Below are 21323 nucleotides of genomic sequence, written 5' to 3'. Positions count from 1 at the left end.
AATGAGATTAACGGTCGGGAGGAATTAACGGTGACGCTGCTGGTTCTGGCGTTTCATGCTGTCAATGGCGGTGGCACGTTTCTGCCAGGCGCTCATGGTTTTGCCCGCCCCTGCGGCAATGAATCTGCCGGTTGTCGCGGCTGCGGCCATGCCACCTTTGGCGGTCAGTCGGCCCCCGGCCTTTATGCCGGGTCCGGCGACGTCGGCAGATTTGCTCGCCAGCCCGCGCAGTCCGCTCATGGCTGCACCCTGTAACACTGCCTGCACGGCGGCACCGCTCAGCGCAGTGGCTATTTTCGCTGAAAAATACACCACGACGCCTGCGGCAATCCCGGCCAGCAAACATTGCGCCGCCAGGGTCACCATATTGCTTTCAGCAGACGTTGCTGTGGCGGCATCCAGTATTTTATTCAGGTAGTTGATGGCGATCCGGACAGACAGGGCAGAGAACATGATCGTTAAGATTGCGGTAAATAGTGTTTTCAGCCAGTTATCAAACATGGGTTTAAGAAAACCGTACAGCAGGCAGAAAATAAAGAGTGGGGCGGTGGTGGTCATTAACAGAATGGTGATTTCGGCGAGCAGGTTGACAAAGGTTGCAGCCAGTAACAGAACGATTGCTCCGCCCCAGACCAGCACCTCGGCAAAACCGCCATTCACTTTAACGTAGGTGGAGGTATCGAGATTAAACAGCGTTTGCCCCAGCGCTTGTGCCTTTTCCCACACCGTGTCGAGCAGCGCCCAGACATTATCATCGCCACTGATGCCGTCCTTAAGCCCTTCAATGGCCGCAATGATGGCATTTAGCCAGCCCTCGCGGTTTAAAACAAAGGTAGTAATAAGCAACATACGACCCACATCCCAGACAACATCCTCAACCGGTGTCTGGAGTTTACCGCCCAGCGTCTGATACCCGCGATACGTAATAAACAGGGTGAAAGAACTGACGATAATCACACTGATTAGGGTGCCGTAGGTAGAAGACTGACCTTCTAACACGGCATTGAGTCCATCCATGATGTTTTTGTCCATACCAACAAAAATACCACCGGACATGGTGCCTCTCATTAGTCAGGAACAGACAGGGGATAAAAACAGGGAGGGTCCCTGTTTTTGTTGGCGGGGTTCTTACTGAGTTACGGATTTTCTTTTTTGGGCTTCCTGCTGAAACAGCGTCTCGAATTTTTCCCTGATGCCGGGTTTGCCTGTCTGGGCAAACATGAGTGCTGCCCGGTGCGCAAACTCGCAGTTGTCGCTTGCCTCGCCATCCGTGAGGCATTGCGTATAGACCTTATAGGTTTCATCGGGATGTTCTTTATACCAGGCTTCTGATTTCGTCTCTTTACAACCTGATAAAACGAGAATGCCTGACATGACGCATAAGGTTAATACGGGTTTTAACATGTTAACCTCCCTGTAGAGAGTTCAGATCGGCAACGGGCGCAGTTAATTGCTGTTGCTCAAAGGCTTTCTGTTTTTGCTGTTCCAGCAGCGTTGTTCGCTGTTCAGCCTGTTTGACTGACATTTCCCACTGGCCGGTCAGCGCATTTAATTGTACGCTTTTGGCCGCGATGGCGTTAGCCAGGTCCTGTGACTCTTTCGAATCCTGCGCATTAGCAATGCGGTCTGATAAATCCGATATATCGTCGAGCGTGCCCGTGATCTTGTTTTCAACCTCGGACGTATTTTCTATCGCTACGGCCTGATTCAGGATCATCTGTTTGCAGCTGTCCAGATAGCGTTGTGAAGCGCTGGACGGGTTACAGGTATCGAACGTTTTATATTTGTTATACAAGCTATTCAGTTCAGACGAATATGACCCGCTCTGGTTGCTCAGCAGGTCATCCAGTGAAATACCGTTTTGACGAAGATTTTCAATATCGGTGTTCAGGCTTTTGGCCTCGCGGAGAAATGCCTGAACGTCACGCACGCCCGTTGCCGTGGCTAATTGCTGCTTGTAGGCATCAAGTTCACTTCTGTAGTGGGTGACGGTTTCCTGCCACTGCTGGAGTTTCTGGATCCACTGATTCATGGATTCGGTATTCTGTACGGCGTCGAATACCGGTATTCCGGCACTCATCGCCTGGTTGGAAATAAACAGTGATAATGCCAGTATGATATCTCTGAACCGCATTTTTATTACCTCCGTCATGAATATTACAGGGCTTGTTCAAGGAAGGTGGCTTTCCAGTCATCAGGCTGCATTCCTTCCAGATACAGGGTGTCGAACAGCTTCAGGTTGTCTTCGCTGCCGCTGAGCATTTTGGTAAGTTTCCCGAGGCCCGATAAATCCATTTTCGCCATCGCCACAAAAGGCCGGGTTTCACCCGCGCGTAACGGCGTTTTCAGGACCACCATAGAGCGCTCCCCCGGATCGAGGTTTCTGACGATGTCGTACACGCTTTCCGGCACTTTCATCTTTTCCACGTAATCCTCCCGGCTGGCCTTCGGGTTGGCGAGAAAAATCTGCGTGCTGCACTGCTCGATAATCGCCGGGGCAATCGGGTGCTTGACGATTTCGTCAGGCGACTGCGTGGCGGGGACGAAGATGCCGTTCAGTTTGCGGATCACTTTCAGCATATTGAGCGAGAAGCGGGAGAATTCGACATCGGCCAGCCATTTCCAGAACTCGTCCATGAACATCACCAGCCGGCGACCGTCCAGCAGGCTGGTGACGCGGTAAAGCAGATAAAACGTGATGGGGCCGCGAATGTCGTCATCATCGAGAAATTCCGTACCGTCGATACCAAAATTTTCGACGTCGCTGATATTGAAGGTGTCCTCCTCATTGTCGAATACCCAGCCGAACTCGCCGCCCTGCGCCCACTGTTTAAGGCGAATACGCAGCCCGTTGATGCGGGCGTCGGGGGTTGGCGGCTCCGGCAGGACTTCCAGCAGCCGGGTGATACCGAACTTGCGGTATTCCGGCGGGTAGTCGAGCATAATGGTATCTACGGCGGCACTGATGCGCTCCTCATCGCGCGGATCGAGCGGCTTGCCGTTGCGGCCGCATAGCATGCGCACCAGTCGTTTGATAAAGCTGATATTCCGCCGGGTCGGCGCAAGCTTAAACGGGTTAAATCCGGTGGGCGTGCCGGTACGGATACGGAAGTAGCGTCCGCCCATCTGGCGTATCGCCATCTCCGCCGCCCGGTCCTTGTCGAAATACACGGTGGTTAGCTGCTTACGGGGGGCTGATTCAGAGAACGTCGCCGGATTGCGGTACTTCTGCATCAGTTGCTGCATCATGGTCATCAGCATCGTTTTCCCTGAGCCGGTTTTACCGATAATCGCCGTATTACCCGGCGTTTTTTCGTTGAAGTCATCCCGCCCGCTCTGGCTGTCGTGCAGGTTCAGGTAATACCCGCCACCGCCGGGGGATTTCAGTATCCCGATGGCGTCACCCCAGGGATTGCCGTTTCGTTTGTGAGGATGAAAATTGTGCAGGCTCGCCAGGTCGGCAAAGTTCTGGCTGCTGACGGCCACCAGACGGGGGCGCAGCGTATACACCCCCGGCAGTTGCGCCAGGTACGCGGCGGGCAGCGACAGCGTGGACAGCGTCGTCATGATGCCGAGGTCGGCGAAGGGCTGCGCCAGCACGTTGGTGTCCTTGACCACCTGGTCGGCGCTGTCTGAAGATACCAGCAGGGAAAAGTGGTACTTTCCGCAGGACACATGCCCGGACTGGAGCAGGTCACGCAGGACAATCAGCTCTTCGCGCTGCGAAATGGCGTCGTCATCCGCCGAATTCAGGCGCTTTTCCGCCAGGCGAATATGCTTCTGCGCCTCATCGCGGGCCATGCAGGTGAAGGACTGCGTCAGCACATACTCGCTTTCGGCATACAGCAGCGCGTCCAGCAGGCCGGTCGCGGTCTCCGGCGAATAATCTTTGATTTCCAGACTGCGGAAAAAACGCGCGCCGCCGACCGTCTGGCACTCGGCGGTGTCAGTGGTAAAAAAGACATCCGACGTGCTTAATGTTTCATAAAACGGCGCACGCGTGACCGCCACCTTTTGCCACTTGCCGGTGAGCAGGCGGTGATAAAAGGACAGCTGGGCGGAATACACCCTCCCGTTGCCTTCATACATCCCCAGTGGCGTCGCCGTATAGCGGGACAGCGCCGAAGCCAGCGCATCCCGGTGTTCCAGCATCACTTTCAGGGCATCATCCAGCACCGTTTTGCGTTTACCTGACGGCTGTGCCTTCATGGCCTTTTTCTCCAGCGGAGAGAAGGGCGCATAGCAGAGGGTGAAAAACAGCCGGTGCCGCCAGAACGGCTTTTCGCTGATCGGCTGGGAATACAGCCGGGTCACTTCATCAGAAAAGGGAATACCTGAATTTGCATCAAAGGCATCGTGGTATTTTTCCCGGATACGGTGAAGATAGAAAGTGACTGGCAGGCCTTCATATGCACGAATCACGTTATTGAGATGCGTCGCCATTAACGTCAGGTGATGTTCGTCCTCGCATTCAAAAACGGTGCCCTCCAGCTCCCAGCTGGCAACCAAATCACCCTGGCGGTTTCTGATGACGTGCGGGTGAATATGGGAGGAATACGGAATGTATTTCTCCAGCGTAACGCGCTCGTTTAACTTCATCTTTTCAATAAACTCCGAAATGTCGACAGCGCCATAGCGGTTTGCCAGCAGGGCATTGGCACCAAAATGTTTATTGGTGCCAAACCTGCCACGGGTTTTAAAGGCCAGCCAGAGCAGCCCGAAATAGTGAATATCGGTTCTGGCCTTTGCCTTCATCTCCAGCCAGGCCGGAATAAGCAGTAATATCAGGTAATAGCTGACATAGACCGCCAGCAGGACGATGGCCCCGCTGACCATCACGAACGGCACGAGGGGAATGCCGGCTATGGCGGCAGGCCGCGTCAGCGCTTTGTTCAGCGTAGCCATCGTTACCTCCTTATGACGCCCAGTAGGCACCGAAACCTGACGCACCGACGATAAGGATGGCGCCAATGATGACGTTGCGCACGTCATGGAGGCTCTTGCCGTCAAACAAGACTTTGTATCCTACCCACATGGTGGCAAGCGTGATGGTGACGGCGGCCAGTCCGAGCAGGCCTGTGGAAGTGTTACTCAGCGTCTCATTGGCTTTATTAAATCCGCTGTCTGCTGCCAGCACCGGGCTTGCCATTAACAAGGAAGAGAGGACGGGCCAGTCATACTCTTTTCTTTTCATCATTGTTCCTCCTGGGGGCCGGGAATGGGTAACGCGCCGCGTATCACGGCATTGGGGTAGCGCAGGGATGCCAGTACTGGCGTGGCGTTATCGGTAAGCTCGCCACGCATGACGGCGGTGGGGTAATGGATTTCCGGCATGAGCTTTTCGGCGGGAGGTCGCTGCCGGTCTTCCTGCGTCGACGGCACGGCGTAGCCGATGCGCTGGATGTAGCTGGTGTGGTTAAACGCGGATTCCGGCTGTTGGCCGGTCGTGAAATTTCCTGAGTAGTAGCAACTGAGCGCACGCTTGAGGGAACCGCCGCGGCGGTAGCAGTCGGTGAGGATGCGCTCAAAAACGGACAGGTTGGTACAGGGGTTAAGAAGGTCACGGGCACTCACGCGGTAATGACGGAAATTGGTGCTGGTGATTTGCATCAGCCCGACCGAATAACGTCGGCCCTGTGCCGCCAGCCGTCCGGTTAGACTGACGGCCTCATCCTTGCTTGTGGGGAAATGTGAAGTCACGCCTTTGCCACCGGGCAGAATTTCAGCGATGGCATACGGATTCAAACCGGATTCGACCCGCGCCACATCAAGTGCCGTCGACGGGTGAACGCTGGCGGCGCACTGCATGGCCGCCGCCAGAAATACGGTGGTGGAAAGCATGGTGGCCTCGGAATGGTAAACCGGGCAACGCGTACCGCCATCAGACGGCACAGGGCCGGGAAAAGAGGGAAGGTCGGTTAAATGGGCTGAGTATCCTGTGTCGCGTCGCCGTCATCCCTGGGCTCAAGGAGCACTAACTTGCCGGAAACGGCAATGCCGGGTGTCAGTACCACGTTCAGGCCGGGTTTACCGTGATGGGCAAAAGCCACGCCGACTTTCGTCCACCAGGTGTTTTTTTCACCCTGCGGGTCGGGCTGACTTTCATGGGTGACAAATACCTGATAAATGGGTTTTCGCATGTGGCCTCCTCTACTAAAAACAAGGATGAGTTAAAGAAATGTCACATCCCAATTCTGCATTCCGGTTTTAACGGGTCAGCGAGAACATTCAGCGGCACCCTGAATTGTGGTTTCGTGACAGCCCGAACCTTATTTTTAAAGAGCAACGCCTGATTCAGGCAAATTTACGTCAATACGGGTAACTATTATGTAATGACGCTTTCAGGATCAGATATCCGGGGCGGTATATAAACGATAAATTCAAAGTTAAAATGAGAGAGATAAATTAGCGGTAGAAGCGGATAAGCTTTGGGGTAAATAAAAGGAAGTGAAATAGTTAATAAAGACGACTGTGGATTTATAGTTAATGATAGAGACATGCAGGGGAAATATTCCTGCATGTCTCTGTGACCATTATTAACGTCTTCGGCGTTCAAGTTTTTCCTGACATTCCGTGCAGGTGGTTATGCCCGGAAGTGCCTGCCGTCGCTTTTCAGGAATGGGCTTACCGCATACACGACAATGGAATAATGATGGCGTAGACCCTGGCTTAAAACGACTCTGTTCAATCATATCCTCCAGTCGTTGCTCATTAAATTCCTGATCGCGGTCAATCTCATCTGGCATGGGCGGCCCTCCGGTCTGACGCCTCCTGTTCGCAAAGTGCGATACGCTTCCAGACGATGGTCAGTGACAACCCTTCGACTTTCGGCAGCAGGGTTTGCGTTACCTGCATCATGGCGGCCAACGCATCGGTCGATTCCAGGTTGGCCACCCGGCATTGTTGCCATTGCCGCCAGATGGCCGCATCCGTCTCTTCGTCCGGCTCTGGCGTCCGGCCATAAGGCACACGGACGCCCAGTAAGCGGCGGCGAAGGCAAACTTCGTTGGAGGTGAGGCCAAAATACTTGTTGAGTAGCGCAATTGACCCACCCAGCCGGATAGCGTGGTTGATACGTTGCTGCTGCAGAACCTCCTCACGGGATTTCGCCAGAAGCAGGTGTAACGCGTCGTGATGAACCGTCACAGCCAAAAACTGCGCAGACTCCCGACTGATGATAAACAGCTCGTCTAGTGATAATTGGTTGAGGGCATTCATTTCGTCGAAAGTGAATCCTAGCGATTCACAGTAACGAATGTTGCCATCCTTCAATGCATGCAGGGCATCGGTTAATACGGCGTAATTCAGTGACGGGATAATCATGGTATTTTCTCCCTTCAGCCTATTGAGCGGCGGACTAATTTAATATTGATCCATTCGTCAATTTCCGATTCGAGCCAGGCGACACTGGCCGGGCCAATCTTGATTGAGCGGGGGAAGGTGCCGTCTTTCATATACAGATAGATTTGAGAGCGCTTCAGGCCCGTTTTTTCCTCAACCTGTTTCAGACGTAATAACTGATGAGATGTCACGGTATTCTCCTGTGGCAGATATAGCGCTAGCCGGGAGAACACACGACAACACAAAGTCGTGGTGTGGCGAAAGCTGATGAGTCCGTATTACGGAAAATACAATCCTTAATACGGACTTACACTGCAAAGGGACATCATCTTACTTTTGTGCCGATATGGAAGAGGGCGAGCCGCGCTCAAGCGCTGTCTTCAGCGTGTCGCCACTGAATCGATCAGTAATGCCTTCCTCAGATGCCCATTGTTCAAAAATGGACAATAATTTATACGGTTGCATGATTAACGGACTGATAGTTTCATTATTTTTGCAGGCAAGCCAGAAGAGGCGTGATAGAGGGGTGGATATCCGAGTTGGAGACGGTTGAAGTATTTCTTTTTCGATCGGTTTGTTGATCAATTTATCAAGTTCACTTTTTCTGAGGACAAAGCAGGCATCACTCGGTAATTCATGCATAGGAAAATAATATTTATGCGAATCTTTCTTTGTAGCGTTTAGTATTATATCTTCGTAATCATCTGATGAAATATCTTTAGGTAGCCTTTTTACGTGTCGTTCGATTCTTTCATGCCATGTCATCTTTTCGAAAAGTTGAAACGATTCCCCCAATAAACAGACGGTAATACCATAATTATTCGACTTTGCTCCTGTTACAGGTGATGGTATCTTTAATGAATGTGCAAGTAAACGCTGTATAAGGACATATTCATAGCCGAGTAATGTTGTGTCAATGACTCTTTGTACAGGGTGGATATATCTTCCTTCAGTACTGAAAGTTAAATTGTTCTCGTTGACAAAGGAACTTTCGGCAGGCATGAATGATTTCATCGTTGACGAATTTTCTATTGGTCTTAGCTTTAATTTATGATTTCGTGATTTAATTTTCCTCAATATTACTGGGGATTGAAAATATATTGAAAACCGAATTTTCCCTTGCAGAGCAAATCGATAAAAATCACTTTTTCTTATTTTATACCCATTCAATGCATTGAGAAGTCTTACCGCCTCCCTTATAGTTATCCAGTCTGGAATTCCATCTCTAATGTTTAGGCAAGTTGGATTGTCTGACATAATACATCTCCTTTCACACAATGATATTGCTGATGAATTTCGCTGTGTTTTTGAAAGATGTTTAAAATTCTGATTGATATGAAATAGATCAGAATGATATGGGCTGATTTTATAAAATAAAAAATAACCTATGTTTTGTTGTGACATTTTTCAAAGAGGTAAAATAAAATGGCTCAGTGATTTGGTGTTCACTGAGCCATTTTAAATGCTATGTGTACTATCAGGAGTAATCGGAGGTGGTGCGTCTTTTATTAGAATTTATTTGTAATAACATCCATAAAATACCAACGATTACTACTCCGCCTCCAACCCAAGTAGGGCTTGTAAGACCAGTAACATTCAGTGCTACCCCCCCCAATAGCGACCCTAATGCAATTCCTCCGTTAAAACCGGCAATATTCAGTCCTGCTGCCACAGCTGGAGCTTCAGGTGCATGTATGTGAGATAGCCCTATCACTCTTGCTTGCATTGAGGGGACCGCTGCGTATGTCAATGCTCCAAGCAACCCAATAAACAGTGCCATTAACATTAAGGATGAGACAGAGAACCACATAGCAAAGAGGACGATCGCCAGACCAATAAGAATTGTCATCACGGCACGATCTGCACCTTGCTTGTCAGTCAGGCGACCACCCCAGACATTCCCGATAGCGGCCATCACGCCGTAGACCAACATAAGCAAACTACTCGTACGCTCGTCTACATGCGTTACCTGAAGTAGAATCGGGGAAATATACGTATACAGGGCAAAAGATCCTGCATAGGCCAAAACTGTAATTCCTGCTCCCGCAAGCAGTAGTGGGTTGAACATGGCTTTTAAACCGTCCATGGCATTTGCTTGCAAGGAGGGATCATTTTGATCCGTGGGCATCAGCATTGCCAATCCAATGAAACCGATCGCTCCACTTGCCGTTACTGCCATGAATATAGACTGCCAACTCAACAGACTACCGATGTAGGTACCAAGTGGTACGCCTAATGCCAACGCAATTGTAAGACCGCCAAAAACGACCGAAACAGCGGCGCCAGCACGATGTCGCCCAGCCAGTTGGGTTGCCACACTTGAAGCAACAGCAAGAAACACTCCGTGCCCTAAACCGGAAGCAAATCTTGCAATCAACATAGGCGTTAGGGACTCAGACGCACCGACGATACCATTGCCAACTGTAAACAGGCCCATAGCAACAAGTAATAATCTTTTACGAGGCCATCGTGTTGCCAACGCAGTTAATCCCGGAGCACCAATTACGGCACCGAGGGCGTAGGCTGTCACCGCTGTACCTACATGACTGACACTGACGTTTAGATCAGCTGATATCCTGGAAACTAAGCCGATCGTGACAAATTCAGTGAATCCCAAAGCAAAAGCGCAGAGTGCAAAGACATATATAACAAAAGGCATGCGTTCTTTCATAACTCAGGCTCTTCTATTTTCAATAGAAGCCAACAAAGGCAGCATTGCCTCAGCGACTCCTTTTGCGGAAGCGGGATTCTGTCCGGTCACTAATCTCTCGCTGACAATCACCTGTGGCTGAAAATTTGCGTCTGCAAGATGCTCAGCACCTCTTTGCTTCAGCGTGTCTTCAAGTAAGAATGGAACAATGTCGTACAACCCTACAGCACGTTCTTCATCGTTGGTAAAAGCTGACACCTTTTTGCCCGCAACCAGATATTCATTATCGGAAAGCCGAATATTCACCAATCCGGCGGGGCCATGACAAACCGCAGCGACAACGCCACCCTTTTCATAAATTCGTGATGAAACACCCGCCAACTCTATATTGTCAGGGAGATCCCACATCGTCGCATGCCCTCCTGCATAGTAGACGGCGTCATAGACGTCAGGATCAATCTGCGAGGGTTTTAATGTGGTTTTAGTTGCCTCGCGTAAGGAATCATTATTCCAAAAGGAGGCGTTAACCGGATCGCTGAGGTCTAAACCGTCAACATGTGTCTTGCCTCCCTTGGGACTCACGAAATCAATTTCATATCCTTCTTTTGTGAGTACATCGTAGGGGTGAGACACCTCAGAAAGATAGAAACCACTGGGTGCGGCATCTTTACTCTCGGCTTGACCTTTACGGTCATGGCTGGTCAATACAAACAGGATACGTTTGGGCATTTTAACTTCCTCTATATGGGGGGACTTAAAGCAAAATTCTTCTGACTGCATGCGACATAACAGACTTGTCATATTGAGTCTTATTGTGGAACAATCTATTTATCCTTTAAATAGACCTAAACGGACAAACACTTACCCCAAAATGAACAAAATAAACTTGAGAAATGACGACCTTGAAGTGTTTTTACACGTCGTCGACAGAAACAATTTCTCTGCCGCAGCACGAGACCTACAGATACTCCCCAAGATGGTGAGCAAGCAGATAGCCAGGCTGGAAACTGCACTTGGCACTACACTTTTTGAAAGAAACACCCGTAATCTACGTATTACAGACGAGGGCAGAGCTATAGCTGAGAGGGCTCGCGTAGCGTTGGCCGTTCTGGATGAGATGAAGGAACTTTCCCGAGGGGATAGTGAGGAGTTAAGCGGAAATATTCGTTTGACTGCGCCCGCACCGTTTGGCCGAAAATATGTTGCTCCTGCGATCGCTGCATTCTGCCAAGTACATCCGAGGGTGGGCTTTGATTTAAGGTTATCTGACCAAATCCAGGATCTTTATAGTGGTGATTTCGATCTGGCTATTCGTATGGGGGATCTGGCTGATTCTCGCCTTCTGGCCAGAAAAATAGCAAATAATAGACGTATTCTCATCGCATCGTCCGAATATCTGAAGAATCATCCACCCATTGAGCGACCAGAAGATCTTTTAAATCACAACTGCTTAGTATTCGCTTACCCGGGTTTTTTACACAATTCATGGACGTTACGTAAAGCCGGTCATGAAAGAAGCATCAGCGTTACTGGCAACCTTATCAGTGACAACGGAGACGTATTGCATGCCTGGAGTTTGGCGGGGCTTGGCATATCTCTTCGAGAAACTTGGGATATTCATGATGAATTGAGAGCTGGGAAACTTTGCCGAGTTCTGCCTGATTGGGAAGCAAACACATCTCAGATCAGTGTTGTCCGGGCGCGGCGAGAACCAATACCCCGTAGGCTAAGTGTATTTATTGATTTCATGACTGAAAAATGGAAACGGGCACCATGGGATGATGATTAATGTTCCGAGAGGTAGTCCGAACCGGTCTAAAAGAAGCTAACCGCTTCACTGACCAACGGAATTTGTGATAACTCGATTTGAGTTGAGGTCGTCAACGTTAATAGATAAAAATACAATGATTGTTTAGTCAATTTAAAGGTTTAGCGACTATCACTCCCCAGAGTATCTAATAGAAGACAACACGCCAATCCGAATCTCATGGCATGCTTGAAACCTTAATGCCAACCAGTATAACGCACGTAAAATATAGGTATATCAATGGGTTATCTTGATATGTTCTATCCTTGCCCTATAAAATCCTTTAATTGTTAAAATAAGTTAATATGTATAGAAGCATTAACGGAACATGTTTATAACATAATACTGTGCAGGCTTTCGATTTTATGTCGTAATCGGAGAGCTTCAGGCTCTTAAGGATGCGCAGTATGAGCTATCTGGTTCAGTTACGAAGTTTTGTTGAAGTATACAAAGCTGGTTCGATTTCAAAAGCGGCAATGCGGTTGGGCATAAGCCAGCCTGCAATGTCTGCCCACATTCATTCACTTGAGGCTTTTACCGGGTGTGTTCTCTTTACTCGTCGTTCACATGGTGTGGTGGCTACAGTGGATGGGGAGGAATTGGCGAGATTGGTGGCTTCAGATTTAGAAACGATTGAACTGAAGTTGTCGATGCTTAGATCACGTACAAGAAAGTCCTCGGGGACAGTATCTTTCATCGGGCCAGCAGAATTAATGTGGTCAAAATTACCGTACTTGGTGAAAATATTATTCAATGAAGGTATTAAATTTAAAGTTTTGACAGGAAATAGGAAGCGCATATACAACTGTCTTCTGGACGGAAGTTGTCAACTAGGTTTCACAACTTCTATGCCGGATAAACAAAAATTTGGATATGCTGAAATTGGAATGGAAAAGTTAATAGTTGTGGTAGCGTCACTCATAGCAGACAACTTCAAAGAAAATGAGGACGTGATTGATACGCTGTCGAAGCTTCCTCTAATAGCTTACGATGAACAGTTACCCTTGATAAGGGAAGTTTTCCAGGATTCTTCGCGATTTTTTGCACTGCTTCGTCCGTCTATTACTGTACCGGATTTGCGGATTTTAGAAAGAATGATCCGAGAAAATATTGGTTGGACTGTGATGCCTGAGTATTTATGCGCCCAAAGCATAGCAGGAGGTCAGATCGTTGAAGTGAATGTCCATGAGAGACTCCCTATAAATTCAATCTATTTGGTATGGATTGATAGCTCATTACGTAACCCACTCGTTTCAGGAATAAGAGACAGAATTCTCGAACTATCAAAAAATAGCGGATTTATGGTTTGAGATACATAAAACAGGCAGCCTTATCGGCTGCCGTGTCATTATTTTATCCGTGGAGATCGCTTGGCAAAGTCATCTGCAATGTCATTCAATTTTAGGAATTTCACCCCTGGATGACCAAGCATATGAGTTAAGAGGCGTTCGAGCATCATTAACACGTGCGGGCGTCCAGATACGTCCGGGTGAATCGTAAAAGTAAAGATCGCATATTCATGCTCACGGTAGACCCAATCGAATTGATCTCTCCACAACTGTTCGATGTCCCTGGGATTCATGAAACCTTGGCTGTTGGGTTTTGTTTTCATGAACATGAAAGGAGGAATATCGTCGATTGTCCAACTGGCGGGTAATTCAATAAGGTCCGTCTCTTCTCCGCGTACCAGCGGTTTCATCCATTCGGTCGGTGTCTTGGAATAATCTATCTTGGTCCAGGAATCACCTTTCCTGACATAATAAGGCTGATGATCATGATGCATTAGTGAATGGTCATATTTGATGCCATTTTCTAATAGAAGATCTGTGGTTACAGGAGAAAATTCCCACCATGGAGCGACATACCCAGTAGGTCTCTTCCCTGTTAATTTTGTGACCATGTCAATGCCTTTTAGAAGGACTTCTCTTTCTTGGTCAGGCGACATAGATATTGGGTTTTCATGACTGTAATTATGAACCCCTACCTCATGTCCAGCATTGACAACTGCTTCCATTTGCCGAGGAAAGGTTTCGATGGAATGACCAGGCATAAACCAGGTGGTGGGGATATTAAACTGGTCAAATAGATTCAGAAGACGTGGAGTACCTACTTCGCCAGCGAACATACCGCGAGATATATCGCTTGGAGAATCTTCTCCCCCATAAGAAGATAGCCAGCCTGCAACGGCATCTACACCCACTCCAAAACCACATAGTATTTCTTTCGCCATGAGTTATTACTCCTCATACAGAAAAAATTGAAATAATATTGCGTTAAGAGGGTTTCTTGACTAATTTCAAGAGATCCTCGGTATCTAATTCATTAATTCCTTTTTGAAGTGCCATTAATTTATGCTCAGGGATGTTGTATCCCCAATTAGCCCAAAATGATTGAATGCCATGATCTAATGCATCAATAACATTTTGGATATTGTCATCAATAAATAGAATATCCTCGTTTTTATCGAAGGCTATTGATTTTAGCAAGGTAAGAGTCTTGTTTTTGTCAGTCATCCTCCCATATATTTTATTCGCGGGTATGTTTAAACCATATTTACTTAGAATGTATAATATAGACTCTTCATCCTTTCCTGATACAATATAGATATCATTAGCTGTTTCAAATAAATTTGAAACATCCAATAGCGGACGGTGTAGTTCAGCCCAAAAATCAGGGTAGAGACTTCTTGCCAGCTTCCTATAATGGATGAACTTATCCCTGAATATTTTCTTATCTTCAGTTGCAATTGATTCATATATAGCAGTGAATCTGTCATTATCTATAGCTTCATTACCAAATTCAGTGAATGAGGCAATAAAGTGACCGTCATGGCGTACAAAATTCCTTAATTTCCTGAATCGTTTAGCCATCAGGCGTGGGATGTTTTGAAGTACATCTTGGTTAAAATCACTGAGAGGTCTGTCATGTAATACATTCCATGTAATTAGCATGCATTCGTCTACTCCATCAACCACGACCCCGTCGAAATCCATTGCTATTAACATCGAATTATACCACCAGCGGTTCTTTAAGAGTTTCGCCGCGTTTCCATCTATCTATTGCATCGAATGTCTGACGCATAAATTTTCCACATTCAGCATAATAGGAGCAAGTTATGATATTCCCGTCGACAACTACATCTGCTTCAATTACATTGGCGCCGGAATTAACCATATCGTCTTTCAGACCAACATAAGCGCAGGTGAGTTTGTCTCTTAGAATACCGGCAGAAATCATAATCCAGGGACCATGGCAGAGCCCAGCCACAACTTTCCCCTGTATTACCATCTGCTTTAGAAAATCTTTAACTCTCTGATCTTGGCGAACTCTATCAGGCGCTTCATGACCGCCAGTGAGAATAACAGCATCAAAATCAGTGGCGTTGAGTTGATCAAAATTAATATTGTCTTTGGATCTTTTATCCATAGGAACAGTGATGCCATATTTCCCTGTCACTGCACTTCCATCCTTTGTTGCAATAGATATATCGTATCCTTCCTCTTTAGAACGATAGTAAGTATAAACTACATCGTGATCCTGAAAACCTGGACCAGTGATTATCACTACTCGTGTCGGATTAGACATGTTATTTTCCTTCTTATTGCGTTACGGGACGTTAATTAAAAATACATTCTGACCACAGTACATTTCTGAGATGGCATCTTTAGCTCGTAGGATATGAATCTTTCCCATTAGATGGCTTTTTACATCTAATGAAATAAAAATAAAATCATCCTCGTCATTCAACATTTTTCTATCAAGATTTTTGACGGAAAAGTATGCTAATTTGTGTAGGTCATGTTCTCTGATCAATGTGCCTGCAGCTATCTGTTGCAAAGGAGGTAAAAGATCATGTTCCTGTGATTTCTTTTCATATGCCATATTTTGCCGGCCATAATTATCTTTAAGTCTGAGTAAGTCGAATTTGTTTCTTGGATTTTCAACTTCGATTAATTCGATGCCTGATTTTCCCGAAATAGTCTGATGGAATACACCTTTTGCAATATATATGCTGTCCCCAGATTTTAACGCCTGATGTGTACCATCAAGAAATCTGGTCTCGCCATCACCATGTAGGCATATAAGGACGGTGTCTTTGAGTATATGACAATGCATTGACGTGGATTGATTCTTTGATATATGAAGGCGCCATACATCAAAAATAGAATCACAATAAACTCTATACTCATATCCCCATGGTTTTTCTATGAATCCATTGAGATGTAAGTCTTTCTCAAATGACTCACCATTATTTGAAGTTGAAAGTAGGATTTTGTTTATTTCAAGCAAGTCATATACATTTGGAGTCCGGTTGTGGATTTCCATATGGTCGCTCCCCCGCTAATTGAATTGCTGAATGTTGATTTCACTTCGGTCAATCGTTCTGTGATTTCAGTCTATAACGGTTATTTAGTACGAGAGAAATAACTTTTATGATGATTGCCTATATTGTTTCTTTTGATCAGTCCTTCATACTCAATAATTACTGAAAACTATGCTTCTATACTTGGGTACTGTTAAAGATGCATAGATTCTATGCCGTCAGGAGGTCATAGCTCACAAGCGATTAAGATGCTTAGCAAGATGCCGAACTCGGACGTCAGCACGATACATCGCATAATGTAGATATCGCAGCGTTTACGTCCCTGTTTGTAGCTCTTTCTTAAGAAGTTGCCCCCATAGTGGTAGACAACACCTCAATCTTAAAGTAATCTACCATCTAGTAGGTTGATTGCGTTTGGCACCAACCTTATCTTTGAGATCACTCGACACTTCAGGAGTTGTCATGACTAATTCAAAAAAACCTTTTGCTGACGCTAATGTTATTCGCGGTACACGAGAAGCTATTCGCCAGCAGCCAGAGCTGGGCAATCTCACCTTTAACATGAAGAGTAAATCCAACGGTGGGGTATCCGTCCGTGTGGAAACTCATGCGACTATCCAGAACGGCCAGGTTGATACCAGTCGCTCCGGAAAATTTGCTAATGTTGGCGATGAACCTGCTGATTTATCGGGTACTGATAGCGGTATGGGCCCAGCTGAGTACATTTTGCAGGCACTTGCCGGCTGTTATACCGCGACTCTGACTGTGATGGCGGCAGAAAAGGGCATTGAGCTTGATGGTATTGAACTTGACCTGAACTTCGACATTAATCTGAACGGTTTCCTGGGTCTTGACGAAAAAGTTCGCAACGGGGCGAAAGCGATCCGTGTTGGCGTTAAGCTCTCCAGTCCGACCGCCAGCCGTGAACAGCTTGAAGAAATGGTTCGTGCACTGCCAGAAAGCTCGCCGATCCACGATACGTTGGCGAACCCGGTCAGTATTGATACCCGGTTGGTGTAGGTAAACCTCAGAGAGGGAAATGCCTGAACACTGTCATTTCCCTACTGCCTGATGGCTATTAACCCCGACCAAAACGCGTTATCAGAGAAGGTTAAATCGCTGTTGTGAACTGATGTCCCCTTGCAGGGAACAACAGGCGCAGATAATATCTACCAACTAGTAGATTATAATTGTGAGGATTATATGTCAGTCATGACACGAGAAAGGCTTCTGAATGAAGCGGACCATCTGATGCGCGAACGGGGTTACTCTGCATTCAGCTATGCTGATTTGTCAAAGAGCATTGGTATCACCAAGGCCAGTATTCATCACCACTTCCCAACAAAAGACGTTTTGGGCGAACAAGTGGTGATTCAGGCCCATACCGATACCAAAAACCGATTTGAACAGATTGAAGCGACGGAGAATACGGTTGCGCAGATGCTTACCGCCTATGTAGAGCTTTTCATCGAAAGCTATCGCACGTCGCGTATGCCGCTATGCTGTGCTTTGTCTTCGGAAATGGCCAATCTGCCACCGAATATCAGAGTACAGGCGACCGAATATTTCGATATGCAGATTGCCTGGTTGACCAAGATTGTCAGCCGTGGCGTTGATGCAGGGGAGCTGACTGCTGACCTGCTGCCATCAAAAATGGCTCTGCTTATTTTGAATTTATGCGAGGGCGCAAGCGTTGTTTCCCGGGCGATTAATAAGCCTGAGCTTTTCAACGATACGCTTGAACAGATCCTAATGATTGTTAAAAGAAAATAATTCTGGAGATGACCCCATGTTAGATTGGAATGAATACCGCTCAGAAGTGATGCAACGTGTTGGTGATCTGGGTAAGTTGACCCCGGAAACACTAAAAGGCGTCATGGCTTTGGGCAACGCCGGCAATAAGACCAACCTCCTGGGCGCGAAAGTGCGTGAACTGATTGCACTGGCTTGTGCGGTGACGACTCGCTGTGATGGTTGCATCGCCGTCCATGCCGAAGCTGCCGTTAAAGCTGGCGCCACAGAAGAAGAAATTGCTGAAGCCCTGGGTGTGGCAATCAACCTGAATGCAGGCGCTGCCGTTGTCTATTCCGCACGTACGCTGGATGCGATTAAGCAACTGAAAGCGCAATAGTTATCGCGTTGAAAATATAAAAGGGCATGACTGCCCTTTTTTCACTTCTGACAGACATTGTCATCATGCTCTCTGGCATTAGGTCTGATATGACTTACATTGCCACTTATCAGAACGAAAACAGACTTTATTCCTCGTTAAACACATTTCTTACCCATTCGGCCAAAGCCTGAACGCCTGGTCGGTTAAGGTTTTCTCGTGGCATAATGAGGTCATATCCTCGCCCGGCGGGTATTTCTATTTCAAAAGGGGCAATCAGTCGGCCCTCATCGAGGTAATGTCGAATGAGTCGTTTTCTGCCCATGATGATACCGCCGCCATTGAGTGCCGCTTCAATCGACATCTGACAATTGTTGAAGCTCAAAAAATTATCTTCAACAGGCAGGTTTTTGCCAGACTCCCTGCACCATTCTCGCCATTCGGAAAAAACATTCTGGGAGTCAACGGATTCAGACGTATGAATGAATGGGACTTCAGCTAACCAATGGTTTGCTTGCCTGATTTTTTTTGCAAGAGATGGAATACAGACGGGAACCAGCGTCTCTTCAGATAACCGTTCGCAGTAGAGATCGGGGTATTTCAGATTACTGTAGTAGATAGCGACATCTACCCGTTCAAGATTAAAATCTACCAGACCGGCTCTCACTCTGAAATTGATATTCAGCCCCGGCCACCGTTCGGTAAATACCGGTAAGCGCGGCATCAGCCAGAGAAAAGCGAAGGTAGGTGGAAGGCCGACAGACAAGGTTCCTCTCAGCCCCTGCACGCGAATATCTTCTATTTCATCACTGATGCGTTTAAGTGAAAACGCGAGTACGCCAAGTAAACGCTCCCCTTCATCGGTCAACTGAAGCTTTCTGGTCATTCTGATAAATAGCCTGAATCCGAGCATGGATTCAAGAGAACGAATGCGTTGGCTAACGGCCCCTTGCGTCAGATTGAGGGTAGTCGCCGCCTTAGTAAAGCTCATATGCAGTGCTGCCGTTTCAAACGTATGCAATAGTGCCAGTATGTTCTGTTGAGCGAGCATTCATCATTTTCCTTCTTAATTTTTCTTATGCATTATTTACAGTAATGCATACCCCGGAATTGATCGTTTGTCCACTAAGCCCCTTGTCCTCTTTAATTGGCCCAACAGACGTCCTGACAACAACGATGAGGGGAATATCTAATGAAGGGTCTTAAGTTAGTGGTTATTGGAGCGGGTTCAAGCTACACACCTGAACTGATGGAAGGCATTATCAAGCGTCAAAATGAATTTCCGATCCGCGAGTTATGGCTGGTTGATATTGAGGATGGCCGTGAAAAAATGGCGATCATTGCTGGCCTCACCCGACGGATGCTGGAAAAAAATGGGCTGGATATACCGGTTTATGAAACCCTTGACCGCACAGAAGCACTGCTCGGTGCCGATTTTGTTTGTTCTCAGTTCAGGGCCGGCTGCCTGGAAGCACGGATCAGCGACGAAAGGATATCGCTGAAATACGACATGATCGGTCAGGAAACCAATGGGCTGGGTGGGTTTGCCAATGCATGCCGCACTATCCCGATTGCATTGGCTATAGCGAAAGAAATGGAACAACTGTGCCCGGATGCCTGGTTGCTGAACTTTACCAACCCGTCGGGAATGGTCACTGAAGCGATACTGAAATACAGCAAAGTCAAAACCGTAGGGCTGTGCAATGTGCCTGTTATCATGCAAAAAGGTATTGCCAGTGCTTTAGGTGTCAGTGACATCAATGAATTTATCATGCAGGTCGCGGGACTTAATCACTTCATTTTTGCGCGCCATATTTTTCATGAAGGTAAGGATAAGCTGCCTCAGGTTATTGAGCTGATTTCAGAGGGGAATGATCCTTTGGTGCCTAAAAATATTCCTCCTTTCAAATGGCCGGATCGGTTGTTGGCGAATATGGGAATGATACCTTGCCCCTACCTGCGTTATTACTACATGAGCGACGACATGTACCGTCAGGAGCTTGGCGAAGCACAAGGGGAAGGGACTCGTGGTGAGATCGTAAAGGAGCTCGAAAGAGAACTATTCGAAATTTATCGAAACCCGGAACTCGCCGAGAAACCGAAAGCGCTGGAAGGTCGGGGAGGGCAGTACTATTCGGATGCGGCATGTGAATTGATGAGCGCAATATATAACGACAAACGCATCATCATGCATGTCAATACGCGAAACGATGGTGCGATTGCGGGCCTGCCGGATGACTGTGCGGTTGAGGTCAGTTCAATGATCACCCGTTCAGGACCTATACCACTGAATGTCGAACCTTTCCCGGAAGATGTACTTCGTCTGATTCAACTGATGAAAAGCTTTGAGCAATTGACCATTGAGGCAGCCATCAGTGGTAATCGGTATACGGCATGGCGTGCCTTGGTTATTAATCCCCTAGTCAAAAGCGGTCAACTGCTTGAAAATGCATTGGATGAAGTGATCGAACATAACAAAGCGTTGATGCCGGCCTTCCAACGCAATAAATAACGCTAAGCAGACTGGTCGGTTATTTTATAACAAAGCGGTTATCACTCTGAACGAGGGGTAACCGCTTGCCGATGATGCATCAGACCGCTAAGAGACTTTTTTAAACATAGATAAAATGGCATCACTGCCCTTTTTTCAGCTCTGACAATGCTTGCTGATAAAACCCTGCCGATTTAACACCCGGTATACGCTGGACCAACTGCCCATCCTTGAACATGAGTACGGAAGGCAGTCCCCAAATTTCATATTTGGTGGTCAGTACCGGTGCCAGATCCACATTCACTTTGCCGACTTTGACGTCGCTTTCTATCTGCTCGGCAAAATGGTTAAAAATGTCTTCGCTCATCTGACAAGGTGGGCACCAGGGGGCAGAGAAGCGCACCACCGCAACCCCTTCATGCCTCTCGATTTCTCTAAAATTATCTTCATTGTAAAGGGTTAATTCACGCATCATTCACTCCTGCAGGATGTAACTTGATAGTAATTCTACCTACTAGTTGGTTTGTTTAATTAACATAAAAAGCTATCATCGATAGAAAGGTGCTTAAGCGAAGATAATGCCATGTTTTATCAATGGAT

General features: G+C 47.2%; 25 protein-coding genes. 6 read left to right on the top strand and 19 right to left on the bottom strand.

Translation table 11 applies throughout. The features are described from left to right. Positions 1-24: 24 nt before the first annotated feature. From AC4ICF_RS14900 to AC4ICF_RS14840, 13 genes are all read right to left on the bottom strand, one after another. Positions 25-1056, bottom strand: coding sequence for a TrbL/VirB6 family protein (locus AC4ICF_RS14900; protein ID WP_088168363.1), 1032 nt, complete (start codon positions 1054-1056; stop codon positions 25-27). A gap of 72 nt (positions 1057-1128) precedes the next feature. Continuing rightward, positions 1129-1404, bottom strand: a complete 276-nt coding sequence (locus AC4ICF_RS14895; RefSeq protein ID WP_064375571.1) for an EexN family lipoprotein — start codon at positions 1402-1404, stop codon at positions 1129-1131. A 1-nt stretch (position 1405) separates the two neighbouring features. Continuing rightward, complete coding sequence (locus AC4ICF_RS14890; protein ID WP_064375572.1) at positions 1406-2134, bottom strand: TrbJ/VirB5 family protein; 729 nt, start codon at positions 2132-2134, stop codon at positions 1406-1408. A gap of 23 nt (positions 2135-2157) precedes the next feature. Beyond that, positions 2158-4905, bottom strand: a complete 2748-nt coding sequence (locus AC4ICF_RS14885) for a VirB4 family type IV secretion/conjugal transfer ATPase (protein WP_064375573.1) — start codon at positions 4903-4905, stop codon at positions 2158-2160. A 10-nt stretch (positions 4906-4915) separates the two neighbouring features. Continuing rightward, positions 4916-5194 (bottom strand): TrbC/VirB2 family protein, encoded by a 279-nt coding sequence (locus tag AC4ICF_RS14880; RefSeq protein ID WP_049112398.1) that lies wholly within the window; start codon positions 5192-5194, stop codon positions 4916-4918. Continuing rightward, complete coding sequence (locus AC4ICF_RS14875) at positions 5194-5841, bottom strand: lytic transglycosylase domain-containing protein (RefSeq protein WP_049112363.1); 648 nt, start codon at positions 5839-5841, stop codon at positions 5194-5196. The genes AC4ICF_RS14880 and AC4ICF_RS14875 overlap by 1 nt, the downstream gene beginning before the upstream one ends. Before the next feature lie 77 nt (positions 5842-5918). Next, complete coding sequence (locus tag AC4ICF_RS14870) at positions 5919-6140, bottom strand: hypothetical protein (RefSeq protein WP_049112361.1); 222 nt, start codon at positions 6138-6140, stop codon at positions 5919-5921. A gap of 396 nt (positions 6141-6536) precedes the next feature. Continuing rightward, positions 6537-6746, bottom strand: coding sequence for a TraR/DksA family transcriptional regulator (locus AC4ICF_RS14865; protein ID WP_009635174.1), 210 nt, complete (start codon positions 6744-6746; stop codon positions 6537-6539). Continuing rightward, positions 6736-7323 carry a DUF2857 domain-containing protein gene (locus tag AC4ICF_RS14860; protein ID WP_049112359.1) on the bottom strand — a complete coding sequence of 196 codons (588 nt, stop codon included), beginning with the start codon at positions 7321-7323 and terminating at the stop codon, positions 6736-6738. The genes AC4ICF_RS14865 and AC4ICF_RS14860 overlap by 11 nt, the downstream gene beginning before the upstream one ends. A gap of 14 nt (positions 7324-7337) precedes the next feature. After that, positions 7338-7532 (bottom strand): AlpA family transcriptional regulator, encoded by a 195-nt coding sequence (locus AC4ICF_RS14855; RefSeq protein ID WP_009635172.1) that lies wholly within the window; start codon positions 7530-7532, stop codon positions 7338-7340. Between the two features lie 139 nt (positions 7533-7671). Continuing rightward, positions 7672-8598 carry a hypothetical protein gene (locus AC4ICF_RS14850; protein WP_088168364.1) on the bottom strand — a complete coding sequence of 309 codons (927 nt, stop codon included), beginning with the start codon at positions 8596-8598 and terminating at the stop codon, positions 7672-7674. A 220-nt stretch (positions 8599-8818) separates the two neighbouring features. After that, the gene (locus AC4ICF_RS14845; protein ID WP_049112356.1) at positions 8819-10012 is read right to left on the bottom strand and encodes an MFS transporter; all 1194 of its coding nucleotides are present in this window, start codon (positions 10010-10012) and stop codon (positions 8819-8821) included. Between the two features lie 3 nt (positions 10013-10015). Continuing rightward, entirely contained in the window at positions 10016-10720 is a 705-nt protein-coding gene (locus AC4ICF_RS14840) for a type 1 glutamine amidotransferase domain-containing protein (protein ID WP_088168365.1), read from the bottom strand. Between the two features lie 142 nt (positions 10721-10862). Here AC4ICF_RS14840 and AC4ICF_RS14835 point away from each other — a divergent pair, with 142 nt between their 5' ends. Continuing rightward, positions 10863-11780: a LysR family transcriptional regulator gene (locus tag AC4ICF_RS14835; RefSeq protein ID WP_032693554.1), complete on the top strand. Its 918-nt coding sequence runs from the start codon at positions 10863-10865 to the stop codon at positions 11778-11780. Positions 11781-12205: 425 nt separating this feature from the next. Next, positions 12206-13108: a LysR family transcriptional regulator gene (locus AC4ICF_RS14830; RefSeq protein ID WP_187514429.1), complete on the top strand. Its 903-nt coding sequence runs from the start codon at positions 12206-12208 to the stop codon at positions 13106-13108. Between the two features lie 38 nt (positions 13109-13146). Here AC4ICF_RS14830 and AC4ICF_RS14825 read toward each other — a convergent pair whose 3' ends face one another. From AC4ICF_RS14825 to AC4ICF_RS14810, 4 genes are read right to left on the bottom strand one after another with little or no spacing between them, the layout of a single operon-like run. Further along, positions 13147-14028, bottom strand: a complete 882-nt coding sequence (locus AC4ICF_RS14825) for a polysaccharide deacetylase family protein (protein ID WP_015689823.1) — start codon at positions 14026-14028, stop codon at positions 13147-13149. A 43-nt stretch (positions 14029-14071) separates the two neighbouring features. Continuing rightward, positions 14072-14749 (bottom strand): hypothetical protein, encoded by a 678-nt coding sequence (locus tag AC4ICF_RS14820; RefSeq protein WP_335811612.1) that lies wholly within the window; start codon positions 14747-14749, stop codon positions 14072-14074. 58 nt (positions 14750-14807) lie between these two features. After that, positions 14808-15383, bottom strand: a complete 576-nt coding sequence (locus AC4ICF_RS14815) for a DJ-1/PfpI family protein (protein WP_024359927.1) — start codon at positions 15381-15383, stop codon at positions 14808-14810. A 21-nt stretch (positions 15384-15404) separates the two neighbouring features. Beyond that, a complete protein-coding gene (locus AC4ICF_RS14810) occupies positions 15405-16124 on the bottom strand; it encodes a cupin domain-containing protein (protein ID WP_024359926.1) in 720 nt (239 codons plus the stop codon). Positions 16125-16584: 460 nt separating this feature from the next. On the opposite strand from AC4ICF_RS14810, the gene AC4ICF_RS14805 reads away from it, so the two are divergent. The 3 genes from AC4ICF_RS14805 (at position 16585) to AC4ICF_RS14795 (ending at position 18253) form a co-directional block, all read left to right on the top strand. Continuing rightward, entirely contained in the window at positions 16585-17142 is a 558-nt protein-coding gene (locus AC4ICF_RS14805; RefSeq protein ID WP_032693557.1) for an OsmC family protein, read from the top strand. Between the two features lie 183 nt (positions 17143-17325). Next, positions 17326-17895: a TetR/AcrR family transcriptional regulator gene (locus AC4ICF_RS14800; protein ID WP_024359925.1), complete on the top strand. Its 570-nt coding sequence runs from the start codon at positions 17326-17328 to the stop codon at positions 17893-17895. 16 nt (positions 17896-17911) lie between these two features. Continuing rightward, complete coding sequence (locus AC4ICF_RS14795) at positions 17912-18253, top strand: carboxymuconolactone decarboxylase family protein (protein WP_032693558.1); 342 nt, start codon at positions 17912-17914, stop codon at positions 18251-18253. Between the two features lie 127 nt (positions 18254-18380). On the opposite strand, the gene AC4ICF_RS14790 is transcribed toward AC4ICF_RS14795, so the two are convergent. After that, positions 18381-19283, bottom strand: coding sequence for a LysR substrate-binding domain-containing protein (locus AC4ICF_RS14790; protein WP_032693559.1), 903 nt, complete (start codon positions 19281-19283; stop codon positions 18381-18383). Between the two features lie 141 nt (positions 19284-19424). Between AC4ICF_RS14790 and AC4ICF_RS14785 the strand changes: the two genes are divergently transcribed. Further along, a complete protein-coding gene (locus AC4ICF_RS14785; protein WP_032693560.1) occupies positions 19425-20744 on the top strand; it encodes a 6-phospho-beta-glucosidase in 1320 nt (439 codons plus the stop codon). A gap of 121 nt (positions 20745-20865) precedes the next feature. Here AC4ICF_RS14785 and AC4ICF_RS14780 read toward each other — a convergent pair whose 3' ends face one another. Beyond that, positions 20866-21195 (bottom strand): thioredoxin family protein, encoded by a 330-nt coding sequence (locus AC4ICF_RS14780; RefSeq protein ID WP_015697014.1) that lies wholly within the window; start codon positions 21193-21195, stop codon positions 20866-20868. Positions 21196-21323 lie beyond the last annotated feature (128 nt).

Source organism: Enterobacter sp. ECC_219_Taxon_10, assembly GCF_058354905.1.
Note: the sequence above shows the minus strand (reverse complement) of the source record. Positions and strands in the feature narration are given on the sequence as shown.

Excerpts from the sequence above, each read along its gene's own strand:
- AC4ICF_RS14815 (WP_024359927.1), bottom strand. The coding sequence starts at position 15,383 with ATGTCTAATCCGACACGAGTAGTGATAATCACTGGTCCAGGTTTTCAG.
- AC4ICF_RS14835 (WP_032693554.1), top strand. The coding sequence starts at position 10,863 with ATGAACAAAATAAACTTGAGAAATGACGACCTTGAAGTGTTTTTACAC.
- AC4ICF_RS14875 (WP_049112363.1), bottom strand. The coding sequence starts at position 5,841 with ATGCTTTCCACCACCGTATTTCTGGCGGCGGCCATGCAGTGCGCCGCC.
- AC4ICF_RS14830 (WP_187514429.1), top strand. The coding sequence starts at position 12,206 with ATGAGCTATCTGGTTCAGTTACGAAGTTTTGTTGAAGTATACAAAGCT.
- AC4ICF_RS14860 (WP_049112359.1), bottom strand. The coding sequence starts at position 7,323 with ATGATTATCCCGTCACTGAATTACGCCGTATTAACCGATGCCCTGCAT.
- AC4ICF_RS14845 (WP_049112356.1), bottom strand. The coding sequence starts at position 10,012 with ATGAAAGAACGCATGCCTTTTGTTATATATGTCTTTGCACTCTGCGCT.
- AC4ICF_RS14850 (WP_088168364.1), bottom strand. The coding sequence starts at position 8,598 with ATGTCAGACAATCCAACTTGCCTAAACATTAGAGATGGAATTCCAGAC.
- AC4ICF_RS14870 (WP_049112361.1), bottom strand. The coding sequence starts at position 6,140 with ATGCGAAAACCCATTTATCAGGTATTTGTCACCCATGAAAGTCAGCCC.
- AC4ICF_RS14865 (WP_009635174.1), bottom strand. The coding sequence starts at position 6,746 with ATGCCAGATGAGATTGACCGCGATCAGGAATTTAATGAGCAACGACTG.
- AC4ICF_RS14810 (WP_024359926.1), bottom strand. The coding sequence starts at position 16,124 with ATGGAAATCCACAACCGGACTCCAAATGTATATGACTTGCTTGAAATA.
- AC4ICF_RS14780 (WP_015697014.1), bottom strand. The coding sequence starts at position 21,195 with ATGCGTGAATTAACCCTTTACAATGAAGATAATTTTAGAGAAATCGAG.
- AC4ICF_RS14895 (WP_064375571.1), bottom strand. The coding sequence starts at position 1,404 with ATGTTAAAACCCGTATTAACCTTATGCGTCATGTCAGGCATTCTCGTT.
- AC4ICF_RS14785 (WP_032693560.1), top strand. The coding sequence starts at position 19,425 with ATGAAGGGTCTTAAGTTAGTGGTTATTGGAGCGGGTTCAAGCTACACA.
- AC4ICF_RS14825 (WP_015689823.1), bottom strand. The coding sequence starts at position 14,028 with ATGGCGAAAGAAATACTATGTGGTTTTGGAGTGGGTGTAGATGCCGTT.
- AC4ICF_RS14840 (WP_088168365.1), bottom strand. The coding sequence starts at position 10,720 with ATGCCCAAACGTATCCTGTTTGTATTGACCAGCCATGACCGTAAAGGT.
- AC4ICF_RS14880 (WP_049112398.1), bottom strand. The coding sequence starts at position 5,194 with ATGAAAAGAAAAGAGTATGACTGGCCCGTCCTCTCTTCCTTGTTAATG.
- AC4ICF_RS14890 (WP_064375572.1), bottom strand. The coding sequence starts at position 2,134 with ATGCGGTTCAGAGATATCATACTGGCATTATCACTGTTTATTTCCAAC.
- AC4ICF_RS14900 (WP_088168363.1), bottom strand. The coding sequence starts at position 1,056 with ATGTCCGGTGGTATTTTTGTTGGTATGGACAAAAACATCATGGATGGA.
- AC4ICF_RS14805 (WP_032693557.1), top strand. The coding sequence starts at position 16,585 with ATGACTAATTCAAAAAAACCTTTTGCTGACGCTAATGTTATTCGCGGT.
- AC4ICF_RS14820 (WP_335811612.1), bottom strand. The coding sequence starts at position 14,749 with ATGCTAATTACATGGAATGTATTACATGACAGACCTCTCAGTGATTTT.
- AC4ICF_RS14885 (WP_064375573.1), bottom strand. The coding sequence starts at position 4,905 with ATGGCTACGCTGAACAAAGCGCTGACGCGGCCTGCCGCCATAGCCGGC.
- AC4ICF_RS14795 (WP_032693558.1), top strand. The coding sequence starts at position 17,912 with ATGTTAGATTGGAATGAATACCGCTCAGAAGTGATGCAACGTGTTGGT.
- AC4ICF_RS14790 (WP_032693559.1), bottom strand. The coding sequence starts at position 19,283 with ATGCTCGCTCAACAGAACATACTGGCACTATTGCATACGTTTGAAACG.
- AC4ICF_RS14800 (WP_024359925.1), top strand. The coding sequence starts at position 17,326 with ATGTCAGTCATGACACGAGAAAGGCTTCTGAATGAAGCGGACCATCTG.